This is a genomic window from Prosthecobacter sp. Pr1 (genome assembly GCF_057652315.1).
In genome coordinates, this window is the sequence record NZ_JBYFBS010000003.1 from 413,900 (window position 1) to 439,181 (window position 25,282).

At 60.3% G+C, this 25,282-nt stretch carries 17 protein-coding genes; 2 read left to right on the top strand and 15 right to left on the bottom strand.

Annotation, left to right across the window (positions count from 1 at the left end; genetic code table 11):
* Nucleotides 1-45 precede the first annotated feature (45 nt).
* The 11 genes from AC24GY_RS07035 to rph all read right to left on the bottom strand — a co-directional run bounded on the left by AC24GY_RS07035 (nucleotide 46) and on the right by rph (nucleotide 19,017).
* On the bottom strand, nucleotides 46-3,276 hold the full coding sequence (locus tag AC24GY_RS07035; protein WP_487681502.1) for a TlpA family protein disulfide reductase: 3,231 nt from the start codon (nucleotides 3,274-3,276) through the stop codon (nucleotides 46-48).
* Complete coding sequence (locus AC24GY_RS07040; RefSeq protein WP_487681504.1) at nucleotides 3,266-4,354, bottom strand: squalene--hopene cyclase; 1,089 nt, start codon at nucleotides 4,352-4,354, stop codon at nucleotides 3,266-3,268. The genes AC24GY_RS07035 and AC24GY_RS07040 overlap by 11 nt, the downstream gene beginning before the upstream one ends.
* A 10-nt stretch (nucleotides 4,355-4,364) precedes the next feature.
* Nucleotides 4,365-6,716: a hypothetical protein gene (locus AC24GY_RS07045; protein ID WP_487681506.1), complete on the bottom strand. Its 2,352-nt coding sequence runs from the start codon at nucleotides 6,714-6,716 to the stop codon at nucleotides 4,365-4,367.
* The gene (locus AC24GY_RS07050; RefSeq protein ID WP_487681508.1) at nucleotides 6,713-10,057 is read right to left on the bottom strand and encodes a proline-rich domain-containing protein; all 3,345 of its coding nucleotides are present in this window, start codon (nucleotides 10,055-10,057) and stop codon (nucleotides 6,713-6,715) included. Before AC24GY_RS07050 ends, AC24GY_RS07045 begins: the two co-directional genes overlap by 4 nt.
* Before the next feature lie 54 nt (nucleotides 10,058-10,111).
* On the bottom strand, nucleotides 10,112-12,316 hold the full coding sequence (locus AC24GY_RS07055; protein WP_487681510.1) for a hypothetical protein: 2,205 nt from the start codon (nucleotides 12,314-12,316) through the stop codon (nucleotides 10,112-10,114).
* Nucleotides 12,313-14,307, bottom strand: coding sequence for a BatA domain-containing protein (locus AC24GY_RS07060; protein WP_487681512.1), 1,995 nt, complete (start codon nucleotides 14,305-14,307; stop codon nucleotides 12,313-12,315). Before AC24GY_RS07060 ends, AC24GY_RS07055 begins: the two co-directional genes overlap by 4 nt.
* Nucleotides 14,304-14,999, bottom strand: coding sequence for a hypothetical protein (locus tag AC24GY_RS07065; RefSeq protein ID WP_487681514.1), 696 nt, complete (start codon nucleotides 14,997-14,999; stop codon nucleotides 14,304-14,306). The genes AC24GY_RS07060 and AC24GY_RS07065 overlap by 4 nt, the downstream gene beginning before the upstream one ends.
* Entirely contained in the window at nucleotides 14,999-15,850 is an 852-nt protein-coding gene (locus AC24GY_RS07070; protein ID WP_487681516.1) for a DUF58 domain-containing protein, read from the bottom strand. Before AC24GY_RS07070 ends, AC24GY_RS07065 begins: the two co-directional genes overlap by 1 nt.
* A 231-nt stretch (nucleotides 15,851-16,081) precedes the next feature.
* Entirely contained in the window at nucleotides 16,082-17,089 is a 1,008-nt protein-coding gene (locus AC24GY_RS07075) for an AAA family ATPase (protein ID WP_487681518.1), read from the bottom strand.
* A gap of 102 nt (nucleotides 17,090-17,191) precedes the next feature.
* The gene (locus tag AC24GY_RS07080) at nucleotides 17,192-18,127 is read right to left on the bottom strand and encodes a histone deacetylase family protein (RefSeq protein WP_487681520.1); all 936 of its coding nucleotides are present in this window, start codon (nucleotides 18,125-18,127) and stop codon (nucleotides 17,192-17,194) included.
* 104 nt (nucleotides 18,128-18,231) lie between these two features.
* The gene (gene rph, locus AC24GY_RS07085; protein WP_487681522.1) at nucleotides 18,232-19,017 is read right to left on the bottom strand and encodes a ribonuclease PH; all 786 of its coding nucleotides are present in this window, start codon (nucleotides 19,015-19,017) and stop codon (nucleotides 18,232-18,234) included.
* A gap of 152 nt (nucleotides 19,018-19,169) precedes the next feature.
* Here rph and AC24GY_RS07090 point away from each other — a divergent pair, with 152 nt between their 5' ends.
* Nucleotides 19,170-19,850, top strand: coding sequence for a hypothetical protein (locus AC24GY_RS07090; RefSeq protein ID WP_397381823.1), 681 nt, complete (start codon nucleotides 19,170-19,172; stop codon nucleotides 19,848-19,850).
* 19 nt (nucleotides 19,851-19,869) lie between these two features.
* Here AC24GY_RS07090 and AC24GY_RS07095 read toward each other — a convergent pair whose 3' ends face one another.
* Both AC24GY_RS07095 and AC24GY_RS07100 read right to left on the bottom strand, forming a co-directional pair.
* Complete coding sequence (locus AC24GY_RS07095; protein WP_487681525.1) at nucleotides 19,870-20,802, bottom strand: potassium channel protein - like protein; 933 nt, start codon at nucleotides 20,800-20,802, stop codon at nucleotides 19,870-19,872.
* 54 nt (nucleotides 20,803-20,856) lie between these two features.
* Entirely contained in the window at nucleotides 20,857-21,528 is a 672-nt protein-coding gene (locus tag AC24GY_RS07100; RefSeq protein WP_397381825.1) for a response regulator transcription factor, read from the bottom strand.
* 191 nt (nucleotides 21,529-21,719) lie between these two features.
* Here AC24GY_RS07100 and AC24GY_RS07105 point away from each other — a divergent pair, with 191 nt between their 5' ends.
* Nucleotides 21,720-22,715 (top strand): serine hydrolase domain-containing protein, encoded by a 996-nt coding sequence (locus AC24GY_RS07105; protein ID WP_487681527.1) that lies wholly within the window; start codon nucleotides 21,720-21,722, stop codon nucleotides 22,713-22,715.
* Nucleotides 22,716-22,722: 7 nt separating this feature from the next.
* Here the strand turns inward: AC24GY_RS07105 and AC24GY_RS07110 are convergent, their stop codons facing one another.
* Nucleotides 22,723-23,946, bottom strand: coding sequence for a hypothetical protein (locus AC24GY_RS07110; RefSeq protein WP_487681529.1), 1,224 nt, complete (start codon nucleotides 23,944-23,946; stop codon nucleotides 22,723-22,725).
* Nucleotides 23,943-25,250 (bottom strand): APC family permease, encoded by a 1,308-nt coding sequence (locus AC24GY_RS07115; protein ID WP_487681531.1) that lies wholly within the window; start codon nucleotides 25,248-25,250, stop codon nucleotides 23,943-23,945. Before AC24GY_RS07115 ends, AC24GY_RS07110 begins: the two co-directional genes overlap by 4 nt.
* Nucleotides 25,251-25,282: the final 32 nt, after the last annotated feature.

Here is a 25,282-nt window from a genome sequence, read left to right on the forward strand (position 1 = left end):
TCTTGCCGGTTGAAACATTGCATGACCAACCAGGCGTGATCACGATCACTTCTTCATCAGCTTTTTCACCATCTCCGCGACTTCCTTTGCCCCTGCGGGATCATATCCGGACTTCACATACGCGACCTTGCCATCCGGGCCGATGACGACGGTGTGGGGAATGCCTTCGACACCGAAGTTCTGGCCGACGCGCTGATTGGCATCCAGGGCGACTTCGAATTTCCAGCCACGGGTTTCGAGAAAGGTTTTCACGGTCTCTTTGTCTTCGGCCTGATTGATGCCGATGAAGCGGACCTGTTTCGGATCAAAGGCCGACATGGCATCGATCATCTGCGGCAGTGATTTGATGCAGGGGCCGCACCAGGTGGCCCAGAAGTCGAGGACGATGACTTTGCCTTTCTCCTTCGTCAGATCAAAATCGTCACCGGCAAGCAGCGGCAGTTTGAACGGCTTGGCGTCCTGATTGAGCAGCGGCGAGCTTTGTCCGCCGGATTCGGGGAGCACGGGTTCGGGAGCGAACTTCAGTTTCCATTCACGCAGGGCCAGCATGGTGGCGCTCTCCGGTGGCGTGGTGGTGCGAATCACATAGATCTGCGGCAGCGGCACGCGGCAGTTGCCGAGGAGCGGGCTGGTGCCAAACACAGCATCTTCGGCAAAACGATCCACCTTCAAGCCAAGGCGTCCGCCATTGTTCAGCTGCAGCCAGTGCGTGATGACGGGCGGCACACCGGCTTTGTCCTGGGCTTCGAAAGCGGCGCTGACGGCGTCTGCCGGTTTGATCAACCACACGGCCGCCTTCACGCGGTCGCGTGGCACTTGAATCGTTTCCATGCCTGAGCGGATGGCAAAGTGATTGGCCGTGGCCGCTTCGATCACACCTCGCAGCAGATCACCGTTCGCGGCCAGCAGCGCGTGCCGTGGCGGATCCTCTTTGCGGAAGCGCGGGACGGTGAGCGCATTCTCCTTGGCCCGTGCATCCACCAGCGGCACTGCCACACGTCCGGGTGCGATGCGCGCGCTGAAGGCATTGATCTTGACCGCACGCTCGCCATTCCCCCACAGGCTGAAGGGCTCGATGATGATGCCGCTGCCGGAGCGCATTTTCGGAGTGAGCTGAATTTTGCGTGCGGAGACGCCTTTGAAAAAGACTTCGATGGAGTTCTCCCCGATGGCGATGCGGACGGGCATGGATTCGCTGGTGCGCAGGCGGAACTGCCGGTCCATCTGCTCATCGCTGGCTTCGAGGCCAAAGCACACCTCGCTGCCTATGTGGCCAAACAGGAGATTTGTGCTCGGTGCGGCGGGATTAACGCCATCGCAGTACAAACGCATTCGCAGTGCGGAGAAGCCGTTGTTGACCAGGGTGAAGTTGATTTCATTCACCTGCATGAAGGCCGGATGCCCCCAGGAGCCACCGGAGTTGAAAGCGATTTCCGCCTTGCCGTTGCGTTTCACCTGCTCGGCGTTGCCCCGCACACGCTGCCAGCCTGGATCTTCGAAACCATCGAGATTCAAGGAGGCGCCTCCGAACTGGATCGCCTGGATCTTGTCGGCGGGCAGGTGCTTCACCTCAGCCACGTCAGATTCCAGATCCACCTGTTTTGCGTCAATGGCCCGCAGCCTGCCGGGGAGCACATCACCATCTTGAAGATAAAACAACGCTTCGCTGCGCATGCCTGCCGGCTGGTCTGCCACCGCACGGGTGATGTCCATCTCGCCGGTGCTGGCCATGGCGACGGGCTTGAGAGCGCCGACCGGCTTCCAGCGCGGCTGGGCCTCGCCGCCCGCCGCGAGTGTGCCGTGCAGCACGTTGTTGTTGATGGAGAGTGTGTCGAGCGTTGCCAGGTCGATCTTCTTCTCAACGCTCTCGAAGCCTTTGAAGTCCAGGTGATGCAGCGTGGTGATCTTGAAATTCACCGGCGCCTCAGAAAAGGTGGTTTTGAACGCGGCCACTTCATTGCGGACCTGCATCAGCGTGCCATTCACCCATTCACCATCCGTGAACCAAATCTCCGTCAGCGGGGGCGCGGCTTGGAAAAACGGTGAAACCTCAGCGACCATCTCCACGGCAAGCACCTTGTCCCATGGCAGGCGGGTCTCGCTGCCATCCAGCATACGTAGCGTGAGAGAGGCGGCGTCGGCACTCACGGCTTTCGCTTTGAGATAGCGCCCGTCTGTCAGTTCAATGCGTGGCCGCACATTGGTGATGTCTGCAGGCAGTGAGCCATCCCATTCACGGATGCGCAGCGCCTCCAGGGTCAGATCGGGCCCTTTGTTGAGAAGCGTGAGGCCGGTGGGGCTGGATTCTTTAGCTTCACCGGCAGCATTCGCCTGCGCCTGCTTTACAGCCTCTGCCCGGACCTGCACCGCGCCTTGCACCACGCCCAGCAGCGCTCCAAAAAGACCGCCGCCGCCAGCGGCTCGCGCCGCCGGTTTTTTTTTCTCGGTCTTCACGTCTTTCGACGGCTCCGCTGAGTCCACCGGCGGTTTGGTTGTCTGGGCCAGCTTTTTGCCATCGGCACCATAGATCGAGCACAGGCCGGTTTTACGATTCCAGAATAATGTCAGCGTGACGCGCCGTGTCTCGTCGCCGAGCTTTTGCACGCTTTCAAACACGCGGCCTTGCAGTACGACGTCATCCGCCCAGGTCTCCACGATCACACGCTCGTCATCCGGCGCCTTGAGTTCGATTTTAAATTCCGGCCTGACAGTTGAGCTCAGGGTAAACTGCATTTCCACCTGCTCTGGTGCTTCGATGGGAAGAGTGGCTCGGTGATTCCAGCCCACCTGCTGCAAGGCCGCGCCCGGCACCATGCGCCAGAGCTTGCCATCGGTGGAAACGCTGCTGTTCGAACTGGATTCAATCCAGCCGCTGGTCCCTGCCAGGGCGGGGAGTGGCATGCCTTCAGCCTTCAGGCGCTGCACACTCACCACAGCTTCACGCAGCACCTGGATGCTGCCAAAGCGCGCGGATTTTACGCTCAAGGTCTTCGCATCCATTCCGGTGACCGTGCCATACAGGCGGCTGCCGTCTGCAAGACGAATGCTGAAAGCTTCCTCCGTTTTGGCATCCGTTTTGAACCGGTTCACGCGCTTCAGCACATCCATGCTGACTTTGAAATCTTCGCTGAACATGGGCGTGCGCCAGATCACATGACTGTCTTCGACGCCCACGAAGTGGCCACCGACCCACTCACCGTTCTGCCAGTGCAGCTCGGACGCACGGTTGCTGCTGCCCACCAGCATCAGCGCAATGATGAAGTGTCTAGCGTTCATAGATCGGCAGGAAGCGGTAGTTCAAAGCCAGGGCCAGCAGCGACATGCCGGTCTCATACGCACCCGTGCCAAAACTGCCGTCAGGAGCCTGGCTTTCGCCCAGCGCACGTGCGGTGGCGGTGTTCCATTTTTGCCAGGAGGCGTAGTCACCCTGAAACAAGGCCTGCGCCATGTAGTAGCGGAAGTACTCTTTGTAGCTGCCTTCGTTGTGCTCCAGACGCTCGGTGATGTGCTTGAGCGTGGCCTTGAACTCCTCGCTGTCCTTGTGCTTTGAAACGGCGGCCACCAGCGTGGCGATGGCGCTGCGGTTCATGGACTCGCCAAAGCCGCCGAACCCCCCTGCATAGGCCACGCTGCCATCCTTGCCGGTGCTGCGCCTCATGTAGTTCAGCGCATTGTCGATGACTTCATCGGAGACCGCCATGCCGGCGTTGCGTGCGGCGAGCAGTCCCATCAGCACCGCGCCGGTCACCGAAGTGTCCGCGTCAGTCGAGTTTGGCATGTACCGCCATCCGCCCCAGCGGTTCGCTTTCTGCGCGGTGCCGGCACAGCGGATCGCCAGTTCGAGCGCCTGCCCGATCGTGCGCACCGGCTTTCCGCCCTCCCACAGCAGGGATTCGTCCACCGCACCATAGGCTTCCGAAAGCGAGAGCATGGCAAAGCCATGATGATACATGCTGTTTGGAAGGTAGCCACTGGCCGCATCCTGGCTGCGGATGATCGCACGTAGTGCGCGGCGTATGTTGGGTGCATAACGTCCAAAGTTCGGATCTTCACCGCTCGCGAGAAAGGCCATGAGGCAGATGCCATCGATGCCGGCGCCATCGTGCCCGCCCTGCCAGTTTCCTGCATCGCTTTGCTTGGAGGCCAGCCACGCCAGGCCGCGCTCATACACGGTTTCAACTTCCTGCGGGATCGCGCCGCCGAAACGCAGGGCGGGATCCTGTGAAAAAGCATTTGTAGTGATCAGCAGGCAGGAGAGCAGGAAGGCCAATGCTCCGCCCAAACTGCGGCGGGCATCTGAGCCGCATGCAGCTGTCAGTGCGGTCTTCACCATGGATGGTTCGTTTTTCGTCATGTTCGTTTCGTCACTGATCAATCATGAGCCCGCCGTTGAAAAGGATCTGGGGTCCGTTGGCCTGCCCCCCCTGCTTCTTGCGCTGTTCGTGATTGTTCTTGATGCCCTCCCAGTACTGCATCGCGTCGGGCAGGTCGCGTTCCTTGCACAGCTTCCACTGCTCAGGAGTGAGGATGGCCTGCATCTCTTTTTCCGCCACGCCCGCCAGCGGGACCAGGGCGTAGTAGTATTGCAAAAACCACTGCGCGGACATGTAGCGTTCGATGTCCGGAAGGTACTCGGCCAGCACCTGTTGGACGGCGGTTTCGATTTTGGTGCTTTGATCGGGCGAGAGCTTACGGCGGCGGTCCAGTTCGGATGTGCACATCGCCGCCATGGCCTTCAGGCGGTAGTCCTGCCGCTCATCGGCCACGTGCTTGAGCTTTTTCAGCTGGGCTTCATTCAGGGTGGTTTGCAGCGCTGTTTTCCACAGTTCTGTGTTTTGCGGCTTGGTATCAGTACGGCTGAAGTTCGCGCGTGCGGTGCCTGCCAGCGTTTGCAGCAGGTTCTTGGGTGTCGCGGTCTGCACACTCTGGCGCACGAAGTTTTCAGTGAACTGGCGCCAGTATTCCAGGCTGGTCTCCACCGCTCCCTTTGCCGCCGTGGTGAGTTTTGCGACAGCGGGTTCGGGAAGGGACAGCAGGCGTGAGGCTTCCTCGACCTGCGGCATCATCGCCGCCATGGTCCTGCTCCGTTCCGCGACAAACATCTTGTAAAGGTGCTGCGAGATCGCCGCCTCCATGTCCGGCGCCTCGGGGAAGGTGCCGTTCATGTCGGGCATGATGTTGCGCGATGAATTGTTGGTGGAGACGATCAGTTCCTTCCAGTGTTTCAACTGCACATCGTCCAGAATGGCGCGCGCCATCTCCTCCTTCACTTTGCCTGCGTTTTGGAACAACTGGGTGACATTGTAGCTCCAGTACTGCTGACGACGCTGATCCATGAGCGGCTGCATCAGCTCAACCAGCAGCGGTTCCAGCTGCGTGCGCTGCTCCTGGGAGAGTGCAAGCATCTTGTCCATTTCGGCCAGGCAGATGCGCGAGATCGCCAAACTGTTGCGCTGCTCGCGCTCCTTGTTTTCCGTCGACATGCGTGTGCGCTCTTCTTCGGTCAGCAGCTTCTTGATCCCCTCTTTCCAGATGGGCAGCTTGATGGCCTGGAGGTCTTCGTTGACGCCAAAATACACGTTGCCGCGGATGCGCTTTCGCTCTGTGACCGAATAATTCCTTGCCTGCTGCAGCCAGCCCTTGCGCGCCTGTTTCAGCGATTCTTGAATCGCTTCCTTCGACAGCTGCTCCAGCGCCTTTTGCCGCTCCTTGTTCAAATTCAGCGCCATGACGATGCCGTCGATCTCCGTCCCCATGGTCAGCTCCATTTGCTGTTCCGCCTGCTGCTCGGAAGGCTTGATCATGTCGGCCACCTCGGATTCCGCCTTGCTGCGTTCTTCCTTGTCGGTCTTTTGCCATTGGGAGATCTGCACTGCTGGCAGCACACCGGCCACTGCTGCTTCCCAGGCCTTGTCCCAGGCTTCGCCACGTGGACGATCAAAGCGGATGTAGAAGTAGTTGCGGGCCATCATGGTCTCACGAGCAGCGGGCGGCAATGTGCGCAGCATGCTGGTGGCCCGTTTTCTCTCGGCGTTGCTGAGCCGGTCCAGCAGAGTTTCCGCCGCCTTGTTCAAGGCCGTGGTCTGCGCGTCCGAGAGTTCGAGCTTCTTCTTCATCAGCTCAATCTTGGCCCGCAGATCTTCATTCATCGGTCCGCGTGATTCACGCACCCAGCGTTCAAGATAGGCGGAGATCTCCTTGTCCACCTGCTGCCCGGCCTTCACATCTGCCGCATGCCAGGTGGCGTAGCGCGCTTCGCCGAGTGTTGCTTTCAATGCAGCAAGCCATGCCGCATCTTCATCGGGTGGCGTCCAGTCTTCGATGGGCTCGTTGGGGCCTGCCACGTCAGGCTTCCACATGCCGATGTGCCGGATCGCCGCTGAGTCAGAAGTGCGTGACAAATAGGTGCGCATCATCATCACGGCAAGCGGCTGCCAGGATTTCACCGTCGTCTCCACAGCTTTCTTGGACTCCGCCTGCAACTTTGTTTTTTCCTCCGGCGAAAGTTTGACCTCTGTGTCGATGGTTTTGACCACCTCCTCCATGTGGGCGGTGAGCTGCTTCTGTTTCTCAGGCACGCACGCTTGAACAAAGTCAGCCAGCACCTTCTCGACCGCTTCTGAAAGCGGTTTCTTCAGGTCGGCCCGCGATGGCGCCTGTGCCTGCGTCCCACCGGGACTGGTGAGAACAATTGCCAGCAGCATCAGCTTGATCATTTCGCCCCGCCTCCTGCTTCCAGTTTGTTGAAATACGCATCCAGCCCGGTCTTGAATTCTTCCGGCAGCTCACGCCCTGTCTTGCCGGTCGCCTGGCCCACCGGACGTGCGTTCACATTCGTTTCTGCGTCCGAGCCCGGTCCAAGATCCGAAAGCGCTGCTTCAGCGCTTTCTGCGCCTGCACCGCCACCACCCCCGGGATTTGAACCGCCTCCGCCGCCACCCTTGCCCTGACGTTTCGCCTGCAGCAGCAGTTCGATGGCTTCCGTCTCCGCAGCGATCGCTGGTGCTCCGGTGTCTGGTTTGTCGAGAATGCCCGCCGCCTCATCCATCACCGTCATCACCGCGCTGAGCAGCTTGAGTTCCTTGCCAAATTTTTCATTCCCCTGCGGCAGATGCAGGATGTCATCAAAGGCACCGCGCGTGTTGGCCTGGATGCCAAACTGCTTTGAGGCAAGCATGGCCGATTTTTTGCCATGCTCTCCCTCTTTGAGCGCGGCCTTCGAACTTTCCAGCTCACGTGTTTCGTCGCGCAGCTTCATCTCATCGCGCAGGGATTTCATGACCTTGAGCACGATCTCCGGCGGCAGGCTGTCTGCGCTGCAGCTGCTGCATGATTTACACTCACTTGCAGCGACCATCTCCTCCGCCCAGCGGTCCAGCGTGTCGGCCCAGAACTCCGCGCCGGCCATGCTGTTGCCGCTCAAGTTCACCGCCGCCTGATCTCCCAGATATGTCAGCATTTTCACCACCTGCGTGTCCTTCATCTGACCGATGATGTTCTTGAAGTGCATGTCCGGTTTGCGGGCGAAGTAGGCCTCCAGGTCGCTTTGGATCACGCGCACGGTTTCGCTCTGCGTCTTCTCGTGTTCAGCGATCGCCGCGGCATCCTTCACCGGCTTGCGCTCCAGACCGAAGGCGCTGAGAGTCTTCGTGTTCAAATCCTTTGCCACCACTAGCTGCTGGCGCGAGGCCGCCTTGAGCCGCTTCACAAACGTGCTGGCCTCCAGGCTGGCCAGGATCGTGCCCAGTTCATCCGAGACACGCGCAAACTCGGCCAGCAGCAGCTTCTGCTCATCAAGCGCATCCTGCATTTTTTTCTGTGCCTGTGATGCCGGCGGCTCCTGCGGCTTTTCTTCTGGTTTATCGTCTTTCTTTTGGCCCGGTGCCGCCGCCATCTGTGTCGTCGGCAGTTTCATCGTGCTGGGCTTGGGCGGCGAAGGCTTGGCATTGGGGTCGGCCGACTGCTGCTCCGCCTTGCTCATTGAGCCTTCTTTGTCGGTGATGCTCGGCATGTTGTCTTTCTTCTGCTCCTCTGTGGAGGACTTGCCGCCCTGCTTCGTTCCGGGAATGTCCGGCCCGTTGGCAATCTGAGGCGCGCTGGGCTTGTTCTGGCCCGCTTTGCCTTCACCCTGCTTGCCTTCCTTCGGAGGCTGCTGGGATGAATTCGAGGGCGGATTGGCGGCAGTGGGCTGACTTGGTTTGCCGCTCTGTGCATTCGAGCTCTGCTTCAACAAATCCGCCACGCTCGGCATCCGCTTGGCCGCAATGTCCTGCAGTGACTTCAGCATCGTCGCCCAGGATTCAAGACGCTTGGCATCAAACTCATCATTCCGCGTCGCCTGCTCCACCAGACTGCGCCCGCTTTGATTCAGCATGCCCAGCCGCGCCGCATTCGCATTCTCTGCACTCGCCTGCTGAGCGATCTTCCGCCGGTTTTCCGGGCGGTCCAGTTCAGCCGGAGTCAATGCGCGCAGTTCCTTGTTCGTCGCATGCAGCTGCTGCTCGCGCTCATAGCTCTCGCGGGCTGCCTCAAGCCATTTGCCGAACTGCTCCGTCAGCCACAGCGCGTGGTCTGACTTGTTCAGCACGTGCAGCAGGAATGCCGTGGAGTAGGCGCGCTTGCGCTGGGGCAGGTAATCTTCGGCCCAGGCGCGGATCTCCAGCGTCTGCGGTGCCACGCCGTCGCGGTCCGCACAAAAGGTTGCCTTGGCTGCCAGTGTCTTTTTCTCGGGCTCTCCTGCTGCCGCAATCTTGTCGCCTTTCGTCTTGTCGTCATTCACGCTGCGCCATTCGAGGCCCGTGCGCTGGATGCCGAAGTCATCCTGCACGTCCACATCGAACACGACGACTTCCGAATCGAGCACCACCTGCTCCTGCGTCTCGCGCCGTGCGGCCAGCCGTGGTGCTTCATCGTCGATCGCGTTGATCTTCAAAACCAGCGGCTCGCGCGGTGTCAGGCCGTCGCGGTCCTGCCACATCACATGCTTTTCAGCGTTGGCTGTGATTGGATGGAAAGGCGTTGTCACTTTGGTGCCCGAAACTTTTTCGGCTTCACCATCCACCTCTGCCAAGGCCAGTTCACGCGATGCCGTGGCTTCCAGCGAGGCCTGTGCTCCTTTCAGCACGCTTACCGAACCGCCACGCACTTCGGTCATCGGCTCCGTCTGGTACTTCAAATAGTCCGGGAGCCGTGTGCGCACAGAAAGCGCGGTCAATTCTGGCCGGGTGCGCGGCAGCACGTTCACTGTCTTGCGCACATCCCCGAGCGAGAGGGACAGTGCCGCATCTTCCTTTTGCGGCGGAAACGCCAGCGGATAGGCGCCCTGCTGCAGGCCGCTCACCACGGCGGGCTGATCGCTGATCTGGGCCTTGGCCGAAGCTGGAGACCAGAGTGTGTCCTTGTTGAGCAGCACCTTCAGATCAAACGGTTCCGCATAGGGCACCACGAGGCGGTTGGGGAGCTTCTCGATCTTCGCGAAGGTGAAGCGCTCCACATCACGCCATGGCGTCGCCCAGCGTGCCAGCGCATTCCATGCGGCGTCTGGAACCAAGGTCAGTGCCGTCACGGCAAGAAGAGCCGTCACACCTGCCGCCCAGCCCCACTGAAAATGTTTCGCCTCCGGCACGGCATGCGAGAAGTCCTTGTCCTTCACGGCCTCTGCGGCCTGATCCATCGCCGCTTGCACGAGGCGCTCGCTGCGACCTGCGGAACCCGCCTCCACATGCGCCAGCTCGACGATGCCGAGCAATTGATCCCCGAGCCGTGGAAAGGTGCGCTTCAGCAACCGTGCCGCATCCTCCAGACTGCGCTGACGCCACACCCAGCGGTGCCACTTCAGCGGCAGGCCGAGTCCTAGAACCGCTGCGCCAGAGATCAAGAGCGTGGCACGCAGCCACACCGGCGTCTCCATGACACGATCCAGCGCGAAGACCAGAATGTAGGAGAACACGATCCCGAATGCCGCTGCCAGCAGGCCCTCGGTGAGCTTGACGATCCAGACGCGCTTGCGAAAATCCGCGAGCTTTGATTCGAGGATGACAGGCAGTGCTGTTTTCATAATAGGCGAATGTTATCCTGATGAAACGTCTCTGACGAGCTTTTGATTGGGTGTTTAGAACGTCCCGGCGGCCTTTCTTCCGACCCAGAAAAGGCTCATCAGCAGCACCAGCAGCCCCGCCCAGGCGGGATGCGACCAGATTTGCAGCCGGCGCTCCTGCACCGCCGGCTCCGGCATGGCGGAGATCGCAGCGAGGATGGCGGCGGGGTTGCTGGCATCGAGCACTTCGCCTTTGGTGAACCGGGAGATCTCACGCATCACGTCGAGCCGCGCTGGCTGACCGCGTTTTTCCCGGCTGGTGCCTTGGATCGAAATCTTCGTTTCCAGCGTCGAGCCTGCCTCCGCGCAACTGAGTTGCACCACGTGCTCTCCCGGCTCCACGGGGCTGAAGACGCCGTTGAACAACCCCCAGGCTTCTTCCCCGGCGGGCATGAGGCGCACGCTGCTGACCTTGCCGCTGGGCGCGGCGATTTGGGCGATCACAACACCGTCGCGCAGGGGCTCACCGGTGAGGCTTACGACGTTCGCGTTCAGTGTCAGCACATCGCCGGTGCGCGGACGGTCGGGGGAGTAAAACAGGCGCATTTTGTCGCCGCTGCTCATGTTGCGCTGGTAGGCCATCCAGCGCACCACCTGGCCCCAGAATCGGTAGTGGTATTTGTCCTCCACGCCTTTGCGCCAGCGCCACGCGCCGTCGGTGCCCATGAAGAGGATTTTGCCCGCGCCATAGGTCTTCGTCACGATCAGCGGCACGCGGCCAAACTGATTGGATTCGGTGCCGTGCGTGGCCAGCACCTCGCTGCCAGCTTTGGCACGCAGGGCGGGGGCATACCACTGAAAGCCCGGCAGATTGCCCCACACACGGGCGCTGGCCTCGTCGCTGTCTTCGAGCTTGGTCAAAAGACTGTGCGTGCCTGCTTCGGTGAGTGCAAACTTGCCCGGCGAGGACGATCCCCAGCCGCGTGGCTGCGCGGCGTCCCAGATCACCGGCAGGAGTTCGGCCAGCGGTGTGTCCTGCAGGGTCGATTGGAAACCATGGAAGCCCGGCATGAAGACGAGGCCGCCCGCCTGATCACGCACCAGCTTTTGCAGTGAAATGCATTGGTCTGCAGTGAGCTGGCCTTTCGCCAGACCGACGTCGCCGAGAAACACCACGTCGTATTTCGTCAGCTCTTCATCCTTCGGAAACGCTTTCAAATAACCGCGCCCATCCCCCACTTTGCCGAGGCCGGGATGCAGCAGCAGGCAGCTCACGTCCACGCCCGGATCACGTTCCAGCGCATTGCGCAGGTAGCGATACTCCCAGCGCGGGAAGGACTCGATCACCAGCACTCGGAGCTGTTCCTTGCGGATCGAAAGCGGTGCCTCCTGTGAGTTGTTTTCAGGGTAGCGTTCACTCGATGTCTTGGGGATCGTGAGGGTGAGCTTCACCTCGCCGGGTTTGTCCGGTTTCCAGGCGATGGCGTCCTGAAAGCGGCTCATGGCAGGCAAAGTGACCTCTTTGGTGATGATCTCGCCGCTGGAGGACTTCATCTCCAGCACCACGACTTCATCACGTGGCAACGAACTTTCAATGGTGAAGGGAATGCGCAGGGGCTTGCCGGCCACCGCGAAGGTCGGCACGTCGAAGCTGCTGAGCTCGACATCCGGCAGCCGCGTCTCCGCACCCGTGGGCACGGCAAACACCGGCACCTCGCGCATCCGCAGACGCGTGGTGGCCTGCGATGGAGCGGCCCCCGTGTTCCAGTCGCCATCGCTGATCAGCACGACCGCCTTGAGGTTCGGCTGCTTCTCCAGCGCATTGGCCAGCGCCGCGTGGATATCAGTGCCTTCGGTGGGAGGTGTCTGCGCCGAAGAAAAGGGCTCGATCACCACATCCATGCGCTCTTTCAGTGGCTCCCACAGCTTGGCATCGATCAAAGGTTTGGCCATCTCTTCACGCGACTTTGGCTCCGCATTCGGCTGTGTCTTGTCGATGACATCCTTGGTCGTCATGCTGCCTGAGACATCATGCAGCACTGCGAGCGTCGGCTTCGTCTGCGGCTTGAAAGTCTCCAGCCACTCCGGCTGCAAGAGAGTGACCGCGATGCCGATGGCGATGATGAAGCGCAGGAACTCCAACCAGCCCACGATCACTCGATAGCCGCTGCGCCGCCATGCCATGAACGCGAGGCCGCCCATCGCCACGACAAACGCCACCCCGACACCGAAGGCGGCCGGCGTGGGATTGAAGACGAGCTGTGAGGTGGTGGGTGTCATCGGGCAGGAGAAACTTGGGGGGCACGCTTGGCCGGCATGCAAAGCAATGCCTCACCAAGAAGCGCGAGAGCCATCACGAAGAGGAAAGTGCGCCAGATTTCGCTGGCGAGGCTGGCGTCATTTTCCACCTGGTCTTCGATGACGTGGTAGTCGAGTCCGGCGAACAGCTCTGCGAGGGCCGCTTTGCCCAAAGCTTCGGGTTGGTCTTCCCGCAGCGGTCGATTGAGCGCGACGAGCCTGTCGCCGTTTTCGACGATGCCAGCCCGCAGTGGCTGCTCGGAGCTCAGCACGGTCTGGCCATGGCGTTTCCACGCACTCAGATCGCCGCTGCCCAGAGCACTGGCACCTGCTTCGCGCTGCTGCGCTTTGCCGAGGCTGCGTGCGCCTTCATTCAGCGCGCGATGCAGCATGGCAAACATCACCACGCCATCGCGGGCGAGGCTGGAGGAGCCGGAACCGGGCAGCGTGCCGAGGAACCAGGCATTGCCATCACCGGGAATATCGGCGCGCATGAGCAACGGCAGATTGCCCGTGAGACGGGCCAGCGGCGTGCCTTCGCCGAGGATGTCGCAGCGGCGGCTTACTTCCAGATCGCCCACAGGGAGAGCTGTGCCACTGCGGGTGTTGGCCAGCAGGCCTGTGTCATTGCGCCACCACTCCACGCTGGCCGGTTTGCTTTCGCTGCTCCATGAGCCCCAGTGCAGGCCACCGAAAGCTTCCGCGTTTGCGGAGTCCGTGGGCAGGAACAAGATGCTGCGGCCTGAGCTGAGATGATTCGTGAGCTGTTTGCCGATCAAGTCATCCGCCTTTGGCAGAGCCGCATGCCAGATGATGAGCGCGACATCATCCCAGGCAATCTCCGCTGCACGCGCCGGAGACAGCACTGTGGCGGCATACTTGCGCGTGGGATCGGCGGCGGCTTCCAGCGCCGCCTGCAGCGGTCCAGCCTCAGCTTCATCATCACTGACGATCACCGACTGCAGCACCGCCGGTTCATCAAATACGAAGTGGTACACATTGTCGGAAGGCGAAGCATCGGCCGGAAGTTCGACCCGGCCTGAGCCACGTTTGGTCGCTTTGTCGATGGGAATGGCGTGGCCTTGCAGCACAAGCTGGGAGTCCTTCATCTCCACCTTGATCGTGGTGTTCACATCATTAATAACAAACCGCAGCGGCAGTTCCAGTGGCTCGCGTGAGGACGCATCCCGTGTGACGCGCAAATCGAGCAGCAGTTCCGCTTTACCCGCAGTTTCGTTGCGCACGACACGTTGCACCGAGACGGCAAGGTTTTGCGCCGCAGGCTGCGCATAGCTCAGCAGATGCAGGCGCAGCCCCTTCAAGGTGGCGAAGGCACTGCGCAGTGCCTGCCAGCGTCCGCTGCCGGCATCCCAGTCGCTTTGGCGCAGATCACTCAGCACCCAGACATCAGTGCGGCCGGTTTGATTCGTGGTGATGTAATCCAGCGCGCCCTGCAGCAAAGCAGGCACATCCGCCGTGGTGTCCGTAGGTCCGGTGAGCGGCAGATCGATCAGCGACTCCGGCTTCTCCAGCAACTGCGGCTGCAAGTGCGCGTTTTCGATCAGCACCAGCTTTGATCGTGTGCCCACGGTATCACGCAAAGCCTGCGCTAGCTTTGAGATTCCCGCCGCACGCTTGCTCGTCCCAGTGGCAAGGTTCTGCTGCTCCATGCTGGCCGAGCGGTCCAGCAGCACAATCACCGTGTCCGGCACGCCTCCCGTTAGGCCAAGCAGACCGCCCGCCATCGGCCTTGTGATCACAAACAGAATCGCCGCCACCGCCAGCACGCGAAACGCCAGGATCAAAATCTGCCTCAGCCGCGAGAGTCCCTTGTTCATCCGCTGCGCCATCTGCAGGAACATCATCGCCGCCCACTTCACCTGGCGCCGGCGGTACAGGTGGATCAAATGAATGATCACCGGCAGCAGCGCGAGCGGCAGGGCGAAGAGGAGCGCTGGAGCGAGGAAGGTCATGGGCTGTCCAGATCTTGGAGGGAGGCTCGCAAGTGCTTGAGTTGCCGGCGAACTTTCCATTGAGCAAAGCCAGCGGCGAGAAATCCGAGGCTTATAAGCAGCTGAAGCCAGAAGTTCTGGGGCTCCACCTGGAATGCCAGGCTGAGAAGCCCAGAAACTCCTGCCAGCAGCATCAGCACCATGGCGGTCAAAAGATACTTGTTTGTATTTCCGACTTCAAGCCGGGCGCGGGCGAGGGCTTGAGCAGCCATCACTCTATCATCCGTGCCAGGGAGGGTTGATTCAAACACCGCGTCTCTTGTGGCCTGCTTCCGACGATGGATTTCCTCCACAATCATGAATGCTAACATTAAGACGACCAAGATAGACAATGTCATCGGCCACCGGGCCCCCTCTTCTTTAGTCCGCCACTTCAAAATGCCTTCGGCCAGGCTCGCAGAGCTCTGTACAAACATGAGAGGAAGCAAGGTAGAGCGCTGCGTTCCGTGTCTCCGCCAGATTAGGCATGCGCAAGCCATGCTGCCGATCAGAAGGAGCGCCCCACTCGGAATCCAACCCACAAGGTTTGGGTCGTCCCAGCTGAAGCGCATCGTCCATCCGCCAATAATAAACAAACTGATCGCCAATAGAGCCTCAAAAGCCTTAAACGCTATTTCTTGAGGGGAAATGAATGACGGTTTCTTTTCAGTCATCACCTTCCCCCTTTCTTCTGAATACGTGCCAGCAGAAACTTCGCGAGCACATCGTCATACTTCTCGTGCAGCTTCACGCGGTGGTAATCAATGGCGGTGGTGCGCACCAGTTCGTCGATCTCATGCATGTACTGCCGCACGGCTTCCCGGTAGTTGCGGGCGATGAGGCTGGGGTCGGCGAGGATGGCTTCGCCGCCTTCCATGTCGATGAAGCGTGCGGGGCGGTCGAAGTCGAAATCGAGCTCCTGCTGGTCGAGCAGATGGAAGACGGCGACGTCGTGCTTGCGGAAGCGCAAGTGCTGGATGGCAGACTTCAGCTCGGCGGGCGGCACGAAGAGATCAGAGAAGACGATGACGAGCGCGCGCTGGCGGATCTTTTCAGCAGCGTCATGCAGGGCCGTGAGCAGCGTGGTGCCGCCGACGGGTTGGATGCCGGACATTTGATCGAGCACGAGTCCGAGATGTGAGGCGCCGCGTTTGGCGGGGATTTCCACGGGTTTTTCCGCGAGGCTCCACAGGCCCACCGCATCGCCCTGCTGCGCGGCCACGTAACCGAGCGTGCCGGCGAGCTTGCGCGCGTAGTCGAAGCGTGTGCTGCCGACGGGGCCGTAGTTCATGCTGCCGCTGGTGTCCATGAGCAGGCAGAGACGCAGGTTCGTGTCGGCCTCGAATTCCTTGATGTAGAAGCGGTCACTGCGGCCCCAGGTGCGCCAGTCGAGACGGCGCGTGTCGTCGCCAGGGACGTATTTGCGGTATTGGGCGAATTCGAGGGAGGAGCCGCGCACGGGGCTGCGGTGCTTGCCGGACACGCCGCCGAGCATGGCGTGGCGCGCGTTCAATGGGAGCGCCATGAGGCGACTCAGCACCGCTGGCTCCAAGAATGATCGGGAAGACTCAGCCATGTTCGATGTGCCCTCCGTTCGTCCTCATTGCTGACGGCGCCGAGTTCATCGTGCCTCTAATGCTGGCACGATCGTGTTGATACACTTCGAGTTTCTCATGATCGAATTGGAAGCTGGCAGGCATGCGGGGCGATTTGATCGAAGTCGAGTAGGTGAACGAGAACGACTCTGAAAAGAACATCACCCAGCCTTCGCCAGTTCATCCACCAATCTCTTCGCCACATCCCGGCTGCTAATGCCATCGCTCTCCGCCGTGAACGTCGTCATCACACGATGACGTAGCACCGGCTCCGCGACTTCCATGATGTCCTCCATCCGCACCATGTAGCTTCCGTACAACGCTGCTCGCGCTTTCGCACCCAGGATCAAATACTGCACAGCACGCGGACCGGCACCCCAGCTGACCAAAGGTTTCAGCCATGCGGGCGCTTCGCTGCTGGCAGGCCGGGTCTTGCGCACAAGATCGACGGCAAACTCATAGATATGATCTGGCACCGGCACGCGACGGACAAGCTCCTGAAAGGCGATGACCTTCGGGCCGTGGAGGATGTGTTCGAGCTTCGGCAGGCTGGCGCCGGTGGTGGTTCTTGCGATGGCGATCTCTTCCGCGCGAGTCGGATAATCGACACCGATCATGAACATGAAGCGGTCGAGCTGTGCTTCAGGCAGCGGGTAGGTGCCTTCCTGCTCGATGGGATTCTGCGTGGCGAGGACGAAGAAAGGGCTGTCGAGCGTGTAGGTGCGACCGGCGACTGTGACTTTGTGCTCCTGCATCGCCTCCAGCATCGCCGCCTGCGTCTTGGCGGGTGCACGGTTGATTTCATCGGCGAGGACGATGTTGGCAAACACCGGGCCCTTGGCGAATTCGAAAGCGCGTTTGCCGCCGGGAAGCTCCTGCAAGATGTCCGTGCCGGTGATGTCCATGGGCATCAAGTCGGGGGTGAACTGAATTCGGCTGAAACTGAGCGACATCGTTTCGGCAAGCCGTGAGATGAGCAGCGTCTTGGCCAGGCCGGGCACGCCCATGAGCAGTGCATGACCGCGCGCAAAGAGGCAGATGGCAAGCTGCTCGACGACCTTCTCCTGGCCGACGATGATTTTCTTCAGCTCGTCGCAGAGCTGGACGTAAACTTTTCGAAGCTCATCAATGGCGGCGACGTCGTCTTGCGGAAGCGGAGAGTTGGACATAGGTGATTTTAGGAATGCTGATACATGCCACCAGAAAACGGGCGTCCTGACAAGGACGGCTTGTGTAAATAAACTGTCAACGCCGCAGAAACTTGGGTTTGTTTACCCAAGCAGCGTCTGCACATGATGCGTCACGGCGCTGGCGAGGCCCTGAATGTTGTAGCCGCCTTCCAAGATGGAGACGAGGCGGCTTTGGCAGTGGGTGTGGGCGGATTCGAGCAGGAGCTTGGTCAGAGCGACGAAATCATCATCCGTAAGGCGGAACTGGCCAAGGGGATCGTCGATGCGGGAGTCGAAGCCGGCGGAAATGAGAATCAGGTCCGGTTTGAAGGCGTCGATGGCGGGCAGCAGACGGTCGGTGAAAGCACCGCCGATGGCGCTCATGCCCGTGCGAGCGGGGAAGGGGAGGTTCAGCGTGGTTCCTTTCCCTTTGCCGCTGCCGGTTTCATGGGCATGTCCGGTGAAAGGGTAGAGCGGACTCTGGTGCGTGCTGCAAAACAGGACACTGCCATCCTCATAGAAGATGTCCTGCGTGCCGTTGCCGTGATGCACATCCCAATCGACGATGGCGACTTTTTGCGCGCCATGTTTCTGCTGCGCATGACGTGCGGCGATGGCGATGTTGTTGAACAGGCAGAAGCCCATGCCCTGGGCAGGTCGTGCATGGTGTCCGGGCGGTCGCACAGCGCAGAACGCGTTTTTCGCCTTTCCAGCGAACACGGCATCCACGGCATTCAAGACGCCGCCGACAGCCTGAACCGCCACATCATAGGATCTGGCGCAGATGGCGGTGTCTCCGGTGCTAAGATCATCAAGGCCCGATTCAACATCCTTTTTGGCTGTGGCGATGTAACCGCGATCATGGCAGAGCGCGAGTTCATCCAGCGTCGCCACTCGGGGCGCAATCGCCTGGGTTTTGCCAACGATGCCGGAATCCGTCAGCGCCTGCGTGATCGCCGCAAGGCGCTTGACGCTCTCAGGATGCCCCGGCCCCGGGTCATGCTGCTGGTAGATGGGATCGAGGAGAAGGGCAGTCATGCAGAGTTTACGGTGGTCGACTGTACTATACGATTGTTGACGCTGGTTTTGGCCAAACCATCGTCAACTACGGTCAACAACTGCAAACGACCGTCAACTCTTCCTCAGCGTTTGCCGAAGAATTCCGCCAGCTTTTGCAGGTCCTTGCCTTCTGCCGGTTTCATGGCGCTGGCGATGGCGGCGTCCTGAATGGCGATGAGCTCCTTGATGCCTTTGCGACCGTATTCGAGCATGGAATGCAGCTGCGCCTCGGTGAAGGTGGCTTCTTCGCCGCTTCCCTGGATTTCGACGAACTCGCCGTCTTCAGTAAGGACGATGTTGCTGTCCACATCAGCGGCGGCGTCTTCCTTGTAGCAGAGGTCGAGGAGAGTTTCTCCGTTGACGATACCCACGCTGACGGCGGCGATCTTCTTCTTGAGCGGCTGGCGGGTGATCTTGCCCTTTTCGAGCAGGCGGTTGAAAGCGATGGAGACGGCGATGCAGGCGCCGGTGATGGCGGCGGTGCGGGTGCCGCCATCGGCCTGCAGCACGTCACAGTCCACGCAGAGAGTGCGCTGGCCGAGTTTTTCAAGGTCAACGACGGCGCGCAGGCTGCGGCCGATGAGACGCTGGATTTCCGTGCTGCGGCCATCGGGTCTGCCACGTGAGCTTTCGCGGTCTTTACGCTCCAGCGTGGAGTAGGGGAGCATGGAGTACTCGGCGGTGAGCCAGCCACCCTTGACGTTTTGCACCTTCATCCAGCGTGGCACCTCTTCATTGATGCAGGCGGTGCAGATGACACGGGTGTTGCCAAAGGCGATGAGTACGGAGCCCGCGGCGTGCGGGGCGACGTCGAGGACATATTCGATTTTGCGGAGTTGGTCGGGAGTGCGGCCGTCGGTTCTGGGCATGACCGTGCTTAGCACGAAGCGAGGGTGCGCCAAAGCCTTTTATAAGGTTGTCATGATGCATTTGAACAAAGCGGCAAAGAGCGTCGTCCAAAGCTTTAACTTAACTGGCATTCGTTATGCTTAAGATAGCTGACAGTTCACAATTAATCTCCATGACGCGCTTTCCTCGCCCGGGCTGCTGGTTCCGTTTCACCCCAACGGATTGGAATTTCATTCGAGACACCCTGGCGCTGACCGAGCGCGGCAAGGAGGGCTTCAAGGCGATGATGGACGATCCGGACGCGGTCCCGATCATCCTCGACAACGACAAGCTCTTCGATGCGGCGGTCATATCACGCAAGGCGGCGATGCTCTCGCCGGAGTTGTTTTTCTTCCTCGTCGTGCGCCATTCACTGAAGGAGTTTGGCATCAAGGAAATGGCGGTGGCCGACTACATGGCCGTGGTGTGTGCGGACTTCGGTTGCTCGCCTACAAAGGGGCCGGAGGACATCAATCACAGCATCGACAGCCTTTACAGTGTCGATTACCTGGAGGCGATCGAGAACGCCAGCCGGCATCACAAGTTCTTCCTGCATGTGCAGTGCGCGAACCAGTTCCTGGTGCTGACCTGCTTGTATCCTGACTTCTTGCACCGTCGTGCCGCCAGGCGCGGCGCACCGGATGTGGACTACTACGAGCAGGTGGTGGTGAGTCACCTCGATGCCGCCCGCAAGCACGTGCTGGCAGACGAGTTTGCCATGGAGGAGACGTTCGAAAAAGTGGCGCAGTGCTTCCCGCCTGCGCGCCGGGCGATGAACCACACCGTGCGCGAATATTTGAGCTTGGGTCAGTGAGCGTGACTTTAGAGCGAGCCTAGCCTTGGCTGGTTCCTTGAATCCCATCTGCTGGCTGGGTGACCGCTTCTGCCTTCGCGCGTTGTTCCGCGAGCTTGGCGTGCAGTTTGGCCAGTTCTTCCTCCAGATCAGCAATCTTCTTTTCCAAAGACGCGCAGTACTTGGCAGGGTCCCGCTGCTGGAGGCGGTCGAGGAGATTGAACAGCAGCGCCAGCCGCCAGAGCCGCGTCCACAGCCCCCGGAGGCGGTAGGCTCTCAGCAGCTTGCCGGCGCGCAGCATGCGGGTGAAACGGAAGAGATTCAGCACCCGCAGGAAGGCGACGAGCGGCAGCAGGATGATGACGAGATTGATCCAGTTTTTGAGGCAGTAGGCCAGCTTGTTGGGAGCCGACGCGACCATCCACAGAAACTCCATGGTGAAGCCGATCCAGATGACGCAGGTGGTCAGATGCGTCGCCAGCGCCATGCGCGGATGATTGTCCAAAGTTTCGCCGCCGGTGAGTTCGGCGCCCAGAACTGGCAGCACCAGCAACGTGAGAATGACCATCGGCAGGGCCAGCTTTTGCTCGAGTTGTTCAGATGTTTCCTCGCCCACTGGCTTCCAGCCGATGCCGGGCAGCCAGAGCCAGCCGTGCGGCTTGCTGCTGGCGGTGATCATGCGCAGCGGAGGCAACAGAGAGGTGAGCAGCAGGCGTCTGAGGCGGGCAGGCCAGGGATCATTCGTGACAAACAATCCCGCGATGCCTTCGATGATCACCACGGCCCACAAGGCCATGATGAGCGGTCGAAAGACGGCATGCGCCATGAACCAGTCACGAAATGCTTCCCCGCTGTCGCCATGCGGCAGCACGAGCCCGATAACGGAGAGAAAAGCGATCGCAACGGCGAGCATGAGACCGTGGCGGAAGGTTCCACCTTGGGGTGCCGTGCCGGAAGTACTCGCAACGCTCATGTGGGGCAATTTAGAGCCAGACTGCAGAGATTGGCAATCATGGGATGAAGGGCGTCAACCACCACCGAGCGCATAACCCACGCCACGCACGGTGCGGATGAGCTTTTTATCGTGATCCTTGTCGATTTTGGCGCGCAGGCGCTGGATGTACACCTCCACGAGATTGGTCTCGGGGTCCATGTTGTAGCCCCAGACATGCTCATAGATCTGCATGCGGCCAAAAACGCGTCCCGGGCTGCGCATGAGGTGCTCCAGCAGTTCAAACTCGCGCGTGCTCAGCTCAATGTCCGCACCGGCGCGGCTGACTTTGCGCTCAAGGAGGTTGATGCAGAGATCATCCACACGCAGCAGATGACTGGAATCCCCTGCCTTGCGGCGCACCACGGTGTGCAGGCGTGCGGCCAGTTCCTCCACGAAGAAGGGCTTCGTCATGTAATCATCCGCGCCGAGGTTCAGACCTTCGATTTTTTCAGGAAGCGTGGAGCGCGCGGTGAGCAGGATGACCGGCACGTTGTTGCGCTTTTCCCGCAGGCCGCGCAGGATGCTCAGGCCGTCGCGACCCGGTACCATGATGTCGAGTACCAGAGCGTCGTAAGGTACCGTCGTGGCCATTTCCCAGGCTTCATCACCATCACTGATGGCGTCCACCTGAATGCCCTGCTCCTCCAGCCCCTTCTTGGCAAAGGAAAGCAGTTTGGCCTGGTCTTCGACGAGGAGAATGCGCATGCGGCGGACGATGCGATGAGATGGATGCTTGTCCACCAGCACCTGTTGAAATGAAGAATGAGTAAGTCCGAAGGTCGAAGGAATGACGAAGTCCGAATGGCCCAAAGATCAAGCTGGACGCTGGCTTGGCATCTGGGTTTATTTTGTCATTCGGGTTTAGTCATTCGTCATTTTTCTGTTACTCATCTCCTATGAGGCCTCTGCTGGCATTTCTGCATTTTTTCACGTTCTCGCCAGCGGCGGAGACGCTGCCAGTGCAGAGCATCCAGGCGGCGGCGGCCCATTCTGCTGCGCACGGCGGCCATGCCCTGCTGATCAAGCAGAACGGCAAAACTCTTTTCGAGTCCTACACAAACGGCCACACAAAGCACGAACCGCACCGCATCTACAGCGGCACGAAGGCGTTTTGGGGCCTCACCGCTTTTGCAGCGGAGAAGGATGGGCTGTTTTCCATGGATGAGCGCGTGGCAGACACCATCACCGAATGGCAGAAGGACCCGCGCAAGAAAAACATCACCGTGCGCCAGTTGCTCGATTTCAGCCATGGACTGGAGCCGATGTTTGGACTGCACGAAAACTCGTTCAAAGACCGTACCACCGCCGCGTTGAAGGCCGGAGCGGTGGCGGCACCGGGCAGGTCGTTCATCTACGGCCCCGCTGCTTTGCAGGTCTTTCACGAGCTGCTTGCGCGCAAGCTGCAGCGGAAACAGACGCCCACGCGCTACCTGGAGCGCAAGGTGCTCGGCCCGCTCGGCCTCGGCTCGCAGCGCTACCTGCCGGATCAGCATGGAGCGCCGCTGCTCGCCGCCGGCTTCATGCAGACCGCGCGCCAGTGGTCGGAGCTTGGCACATGGATGCTCAAGCACGAGGAAACGCTGATGAAACTCCAGGGCAGCAGCGCCAACGCCGCCTTTGCCTTCGGCTTCTGGAACAATCATGCGGCTGCATCCAAATCCGCCCGTGAGGTGGATGCGGAGGCCATGCTCGACAAAAAATGGCAGCAGCAGTCCTGGCGCAACGCCTGCCTCTCCCGCTCCGCACCCTCCGACCTCATCGCCTGCATCGGCTCCTACGGCCAGCGGTTGTACATCGTTCCATCAATGAAGCTCGTCATCGTGCGTCTGGCGAAGGATTCGAAACCGAACGATGCTGAGATGCTGAAGCTCTTGTTTTCAAAGACGCCTTAAAGCCGAATCATCTCTGCTGAGGTGCGCTCTGGACGGGGATGGCAGATGGTGGGGTGCCCGGCTGAGGTGCGGGTGTGACGGATGATTGAGCGCTCCCGGGTTGGGCAGGGATCGGACTGGTTGCGGCGGGCTTCTCCTCCACCACCGGGATCGCCTTGCGCACCATCATCTTGGACACGCCATAAATCAGCGTACTTTGCCCGGGCCGCCATTGGTAGCCGATGCCAAACGGGAGCACGGGGACTTCGGTGGTGCGATAGTATTCGGCGAGGTCGGGCTGATAGTGCTGTTTGAAGAGGGGGATTGGTCCCGGATACCAGCCGTAGGCTTTCACGTCCCAGGATTCACGCGGGAAGTCCTTCCACATGATGCCCGAGTCATCCTGCGTCATGGTATGGCAATGAGTGAGGAGGTAGTCACGGATGGTGTGAAACTCACTCATGTGCATAAGGTAGGAGGCGGACTTGGTGAAGCCGTTCATGACACCGAGTCCGTCGCAGAAGCGCAGGAAGGAGGCGTCCTGCTTGAGCGCCCAGCTCGCGATGTTTGTGGAGAAATAGTACAGCGTCTGCTGCTTGCCCTGCGCACCGAGGAAGGTGATGCGTGCCCCGGGAGTTTTGGTTTCCTTGTCGGTCAGGATTTTTCCTTCGGCATCCAGCCAGATGTTTTCCACTTTTTGGATGTGGCAGCCGCAGCGTGCCAGGAAGACGTACAGCACCGGCAGCGTGCCCGTGAGCTTGGTGGCCTGCAGATCCTTCTTCATGTCCGCCGTGATGAAGAAGCTGAAGCTCAGTGAGGCATTGAGCGTGTTGCGCAGATTGCGCAGCGATGAGCCGAGCTCACCTTCGCTGAGTTTTGTCACATCGGGCGGCAGGCCCACGGGTTCCACTGCGGCCAGTACGTAGGCGGAGGCATTCGGGAAAAACGTGTACGCATGCAGAAAATCGGGACCGCTGAAAACATAAAGCAGCGGCGAGGTGTCGCCGACAGCCTCCGGCAGGCCCAGCGGTGCCCAGGCGCGGATCGGGCCCAGCTGTCGCTCCTCCGCATCCGCCCAGGTGGCATCGAGTTCTTTGGCATGGGAATTGAATTCACCACGCTGTGCCAGTCCTGATAGAGAGGAGCCTTCCTGCGGCATGCCGGCGAGGAAGCGCGCCTGCTCATTGGGCGTGGGCGGTTCTGCGAAGGCGGCTTGAGCCAGAACAAGCAGTAGAACGATTGTTTTTTTCATGGGGTGCGTGGAGTACGCGGTGAGATGAAATAAATGATCCAACCCAGCAAAATTAACGCCATGCCGGCCAGTGTTTCGTCCGGATGTTTCTTCGCAACGAACACCATCATCCACAGGCTGATGCCGAGAAACAGGATCGGCGTCACCGGATAGCCCCAGCAGCGGTAGGGCCGCGGCAGGTCAGGCTGCCGGATGCGCAGCACGATCAAGCCCACCACCGTGGCAAACGAGCCGAGCTGAATGCTAAACTGCACGCAGGTGAGCACCGTTTCAAAACTGGCGGTGAGCAGCAGCGTCACGACGATGGAAAGCTGCACAAACAAACCGGTCACCGGCACGCCACGATCATCGCTCACCGCCAGCGGAGCGAGGATGCGCAAGTCCTGCCCCATCGTCTTCATCACCCGCGGTCCCACCCAGGTCATGGCACTGATGCTGGAAACGAGGCCCAGGCAGATCAGCCCCGACATGATCTTGCCGCCGGTCTCGCCGAAGATGTGGACCGCAGCGATGTGGCCGACATCCAGTTTGCCATTCAGCTCGCTCATGGGAGCCACATGAAGAAACACCGCGTTGAGCGCGAGATACAACCCCGCGACAAGCAGCGTGCCCAGCGCGATTGCCAGCGGCACGTTCTTCTGCGGGTCGCGGATGTCACCGACGATGTAAGTGGCGGCATTCCAGCCGGCATAGGCATACATCACATAGACGAGGCTGACCGCGAAGGGTGTGCTGCCCATCAAATTCAAATCACCGGACACGGGCAGAAAGTGCACCGGCTGGGCTTTGCCAAACCAAAAACCAGCACCGATGAAGACGAAGATCAGCGTGACCTTCAGCCACGTGGCGGTGTTTTGAAACTTGGCGGCCATATGGATGCCGCCCACGTGAATCAAGGTCACGATCCAGACCATCACGAGGGACCAGGTCGTCGCGGGTGCGTGGGGAAAGATGCCGGAGAAGTATTTGCCAAAGGCCATGGCCGCCAGCGCGATAGGGGCCGCAAAGCCCACCGTCACCGAAAGCCAGCCGGAAAGAAACCCCACGGCAGGATGAAAAATCTTCGAGAGAAAATGGTATTCACCACCAGAGCGTGGCAGTGCCGCCGCCAGCTCTCCATAGCACACGGCGCCGCAAAAGGCGCACACACCACCCACGACCCACAGCATCAGAAGGACAAATCCCGAGGGCAGGGAACCTACTTGAAAGCCCAGCGAAGTGAAGACTCCGGTGCCGATCATGTTTGCCACCACCACCGCCGTGGCTGTGATCAGCGAAATGCCCTGTTTGCGTGTGGTGCTCATAGGGGGCGATGGCTACGCTCACCACTGGATGA

Coding starts and splice junctions, on each gene's coding strand:
- rph (WP_487681522.1), bottom strand. CDS start 19,017: ATGCCCAGAACCGACGGCCGCACTCCCGACCAACTCCGCAAAATCGAA.
- AC24GY_RS07090 (WP_397381823.1), top strand. CDS start 19,170: ATGACGCGCTTTCCTCGCCCGGGCTGCTGGTTCCGTTTCACCCCAACG.
- AC24GY_RS07065 (WP_487681514.1), bottom strand. CDS start 14,999: ATGACTGAAAAGAAACCGTCATTCATTTCCCCTCAAGAAATAGCGTTT.
- AC24GY_RS07050 (WP_487681508.1), bottom strand. CDS start 10,057: ATGAAAACAGCACTGCCTGTCATCCTCGAATCAAAGCTCGCGGATTTT.
- AC24GY_RS07115 (WP_487681531.1), bottom strand. CDS start 25,250: ATGAGCACCACACGCAAACAGGGCATTTCGCTGATCACAGCCACGGCG.
- AC24GY_RS07060 (WP_487681512.1), bottom strand. CDS start 14,307: ATGACCTTCCTCGCTCCAGCGCTCCTCTTCGCCCTGCCGCTCGCGCTG.
- AC24GY_RS07095 (WP_487681525.1), bottom strand. CDS start 20,802: ATGAGCGTTGCGAGTACTTCCGGCACGGCACCCCAAGGTGGAACCTTC.
- AC24GY_RS07105 (WP_487681527.1), top strand. CDS start 21,720: ATGAGGCCTCTGCTGGCATTTCTGCATTTTTTCACGTTCTCGCCAGCG.
- AC24GY_RS07045 (WP_487681506.1), bottom strand. CDS start 6,716: ATGATCAAGCTGATGCTGCTGGCAATTGTTCTCACCAGTCCCGGTGGG.
- AC24GY_RS07035 (WP_487681502.1), bottom strand. CDS start 3,276: ATGAACGCTAGACACTTCATCATTGCGCTGATGCTGGTGGGCAGCAGC.
- AC24GY_RS07100 (WP_397381825.1), bottom strand. CDS start 21,528: ATGCGCATTCTCCTCGTCGAAGACCAGGCCAAACTGCTTTCCTTTGCC.
- AC24GY_RS07080 (WP_487681520.1), bottom strand. CDS start 18,127: ATGACTGCCCTTCTCCTCGATCCCATCTACCAGCAGCATGACCCGGGG.
- AC24GY_RS07110 (WP_487681529.1), bottom strand. CDS start 23,946: ATGAAAAAAACAATCGTTCTACTGCTTGTTCTGGCTCAAGCCGCCTTC.
- AC24GY_RS07040 (WP_487681504.1), bottom strand. CDS start 4,354: ATGACGAAAAACGAACCATCCATGGTGAAGACCGCACTGACAGCTGCA.
- AC24GY_RS07055 (WP_487681510.1), bottom strand. CDS start 12,316: ATGACACCCACCACCTCACAGCTCGTCTTCAATCCCACGCCGGCCGCC.
- AC24GY_RS07070 (WP_487681516.1), bottom strand. CDS start 15,850: ATGGCGCTCCCATTGAACGCGCGCCACGCCATGCTCGGCGGCGTGTCC.
- AC24GY_RS07075 (WP_487681518.1), bottom strand. CDS start 17,089: ATGTCCAACTCTCCGCTTCCGCAAGACGACGTCGCCGCCATTGATGAG.